Annotated in this window: 3 protein-coding genes and 1 pseudogene; 1 reads left to right on the top strand and 3 read right to left on the bottom strand. The window is 60.5% G+C overall.

Annotation, left to right across the window (positions count from 1 at the left end):
- Positions 1 to 68: 68 nt before the first annotated feature.
- Positions 69 to 463: pseudogene (locus tag AXK60_RS10435) on the bottom strand (transposase); the annotation flags it as partial.
- Positions 464 to 768: 305 nt separating this feature from the next.
- On the opposite strand from AXK60_RS10435, the gene AXK60_RS10440 reads away from it, so the two are divergent.
- Positions 769 to 1,191: a hypothetical protein gene (locus AXK60_RS10440; protein WP_068571084.1), complete on the top strand. Its 423-nt coding sequence runs from the start codon at positions 769 to 771 to the stop codon at positions 1,189 to 1,191.
- 248 nt (positions 1,192 to 1,439) lie between these two features.
- On the opposite strand, the gene AXK60_RS26370 is transcribed toward AXK60_RS10440, so the two are convergent.
- The gene (locus AXK60_RS26370) at positions 1,440 to 2,186 is read right to left on the bottom strand and encodes a hypothetical protein (protein WP_139057873.1); all 747 of its coding nucleotides are present in this window, start codon (positions 2,184 to 2,186) and stop codon (positions 1,440 to 1,442) included.
- Positions 2,187 to 3,111: 925 nt separating this feature from the next.
- Positions 3,112 to 3,330, bottom strand: a 219-nt coding sequence (locus AXK60_RS10445) for a transposase (protein ID WP_068571085.1), incomplete at its 5' end; no start/stop codon positions are given.

Raw genomic sequence — 3,330 nt, forward strand, 5'->3', positions numbered from 1 at the left:
TCATGAATCATGTTGATCACCAACGCATCCCGGTAGTCACGGGCAGAAGACCCGCGGGAGATCCAGTCGTAGTACGTCGACGGGGCGAACGGGCAGCCGTACTCAGTGAGCACGGCGCACATCGACTCGACACCCCACAGCAGGCCATCAGCTCCCACCCGGTCACCCAGGTGGGAGCTGATGAAGTCGACGATCAGCGGTGTGGCCGGTCGAGCTCGGCCGCGAAGAAACCCGCCGCGGCCTTCAAGATCCCGTTCGCCCGCTTCAGCTCCGCCACTTCACGTTTGAGTGCACGAACCTGCTCCGACTCGGCCGTGGACACCCCCGGCTTCGCGCCCCGGTCCACCTCCGCCTGCCGCACCCACTTACGCAGCGTCTCCGGTGTCGTGATGTTCAGCAACTGCGCGACATGCACGATCGCCGCGTACTCCGACGGATGCTCATCACGCGCATCCTCGACCATCTCCAACGCCCGAGCCTTCAGCTCCGGCGTGTACTTCGACGTTCCCATCGTTGGATCCTCTCTCAAGCAAACACAGAGAGTCTCCGGACACACCGGGGCGGATCAGAATGCCAATCCGGATGCACCAACCTCGCCTACACCGACCGCGACATCAACGCACTCCACACCCGCCTGCCCCGGCTCGAAGCCGCTGCCCATGACCCGCTCGCCCCCACCCCGCTCCGAGACCGCGCACGCGCCCAGGCCGACCACATCCACGCAATCATTAACCAGCACAACAGAAACCAACACTAAGGAATCCGATCATGGCCCGCAGAACCCGCAACATCCCCACCGAACGACGCGAGCTCACCGCAGCCGCCGATCGACTCCTCGCCGGCACACCCCTACGATCCACCAGCGGAAAACTGACAGTCACCGAGCTCATCCACGAATCCGGCGTGCGCCGCGACGTCGTCTACCGCGACCACAGAGACATCTGCGACCAGTTCACCGCGCGCTCCAAGGGCCAACACCACACCCCCACCGCCCACACGAGAATCGCCGACGCCAACCGAAAACTCCGCAGCGAGAACTCCTCACTCAAGATCCAACTCGCGGCCGAACGGGAACAGATCAGGACTCTCATGAAAGTCGCCAGCGAACTCGACCTCGAACTCGACCAAACGCGCGAGAAACTAAGCGCGCATCAACAGATCGACCGACTACCAAACCGACAGAAACGGTGACCGGCTGATCATCATCCGGGCACGCCGTGAGAGCGGGTCTCGCCTTCTCCGTGGCCATACAGCCGTATCAGGCACGAGCGATTCCGTGACGCTGTTGCGGACACGGGTCGCGTTACACAGGCGACCTGGGCAAACAGGTCAGCTGCCGGGATGTCTTAAGAACGATCGAACCCGGACGCCAATTTCATGAGGCCAGATTCCGCCGCCTTGGCCAAGAGTTCACTTTTTCCGATTCGTCGCATCTCTAACTAACGCCGCTGCGCAATCCCTGCCTCTTGCGCTTGAAAGAGAGCGTCGATATCGCTGTGCGTCAAAGCATTTGGCGATTCATTCAACTGAATGAAAACGTATCCATCATCGTCCCACACCCGAGCATGCGGGGGGAGCAGGGTGCGGTCAAGCGGAGTGTCAGCAGGATAGGCATTTAGCCACCCAACGTCATGCAGGTAGTCATCAGACGGCTCGTCATGAAAGTACGCTCGGTCGAGCGGCGGCTTTCCGTATTTCGAATCTCGACTGAGCACTGCATAGAGTTCTTGTGCAGCCACTAGTTGCGATATTTGAACGAAGCAGTCTCGAACCGCATCTTCCGTGAGGTTAACCCCCGCATTGATGCGCACTGTAACCCGACATTCATGCACGTAGTCCGAATCAGGAGCGCTCAGTATCGGCCAAATGGGAAAGTCGATAGCCACCATTGCATTCTCGGCGAAGAATGCCCAGCCTGACCGGTCGTCGCTATCGTCGTATTTAGCCATCGCCGCCAGCAGCGATTCTGGCCCATTAGCGATGTTTACGCTAACTCCATGCTCGGGGAAGTCTTCCTCATGATCGGCGTCGGTGGGTCCCCACAATTCCCACGAGTTAGCAATTTTCAATGTAGCCGAGATTATGCCTAGCAGTCTGAACGCAAAGGCTCCGCCTTCCTCAAAGGAGAGAGCTTTCGAGAGCGCATTTGCAGCAATGTTGATGTCATTTTCGCTCTGTATCGTCATCGGAGTCTCCTGAATCCCATCGGCTTCGTGGTCATGCTGGCGCTCGTCACCGTCCTCGACCTCGGGCTGCGCGGGCGCCTGCGGTGTTGATGCCGATTCGGAAGTTGACCGCCATTCGCATCTGACTGTCTTTCGCGATGCGGTATAGTTCGGCCTTCTGTGCGTCGGTTAGGTTGGCGAGTGGGTCCGAGTTTGTGCTGCTGCTCGACGATGTGCCCTTTGCTGCGGCTGCGGGGGGTGCGGGCTTCGCGGCTCCTGCCGCAGCGTTCGCGGTTCCGCCCACGGCGGCTCCTCCGAGAGCTGCGGTGCCTGTTCCTGACAATAGCTTTCCTCCGCCTAGGCCACCTGTGCTGCTGGGGGCAGTGACTGCCGGAGCCTGCGTGGCCACTGTTTGCGTCACACGAGGGGGCACTGTCGCTTGCGATGCTACAGGCTTCGACGAACTCGCGGACGTACTGGTTGACGTTGCTGCCGTGCTCGCACCGCTGCTACCGCCACCTGACTGATCAGGCTTCGGTGTCAGGGAAAAGTTCGGGTAACTCTTCTTGAAGTCGTCAATATGCAGGATCTGCACCCTCCCGCGGCTAATCTCCTTGACATACTTATCGATCGATTCGTCGCCTGATTGAAGATACTGATTAAGTAGCGCGGGAAATTTCTTGTTGCTTGCGACGACGGTGAAGGTGCTGCGCCCGTCGTATCCGCCGCTGCGCCTGATGGCTGCGCTTTGCTGCGCGATGGATCGGACTAGCCTCGATCTTTCGTGAGGTGGTCGTCCCCTCCTGATCGGTTTCGGATTGGTGTCCTCGAGTGAGGGTTTCGTTCGTGGGCATGGTGATGCGGCCCGGTGTTGCGTCGGGTGGCGTCGGGTTCCACTGTCCCGTGGGGGTGTTTCGTGATCGGATTGTCAAGGAAGTCGTGTCGGTCATGTGGGTGCTCGCATCCGGTTCAGGCGCTGTAGGCCGGCGATCAGCAGGCCGGTGTCGGGGGCTGTCGCGGCGAGGTGCAGGCGGGTGCGGCGGGCGTGCCGGGCGATGGATCCGGCGATGCAGAAGAGTCGGTGGCGCAGTCGTTTGGGTTCCCACCGGCGGGCATCATGGCTGGTCAGGGCGAGCATTTGGGTCCAGGCTATGAGGTCGGCAGC

The organism is Tsukamurella pseudospumae, assembly GCF_001575195.1.
In the GTDB taxonomy this organism is placed as follows: domain Bacteria; phylum Actinomycetota; class Actinomycetes; order Mycobacteriales; family Mycobacteriaceae; genus Tsukamurella; species Tsukamurella pseudospumae.

Bases quoted from the DNA above. Each gene is read 5' to 3' on its own strand.
- AXK60_RS10440 (WP_068571084.1), top strand. From the start codon at position 769: ATGGCCCGCAGAACCCGCAACATCCCCACCGAACGACGCGAGCTCACC.
- AXK60_RS26370 (WP_139057873.1), bottom strand. From the start codon at position 2,186: ATGACGATACAGAGCGAAAATGACATCAACATTGCTGCAAATGCGCTC.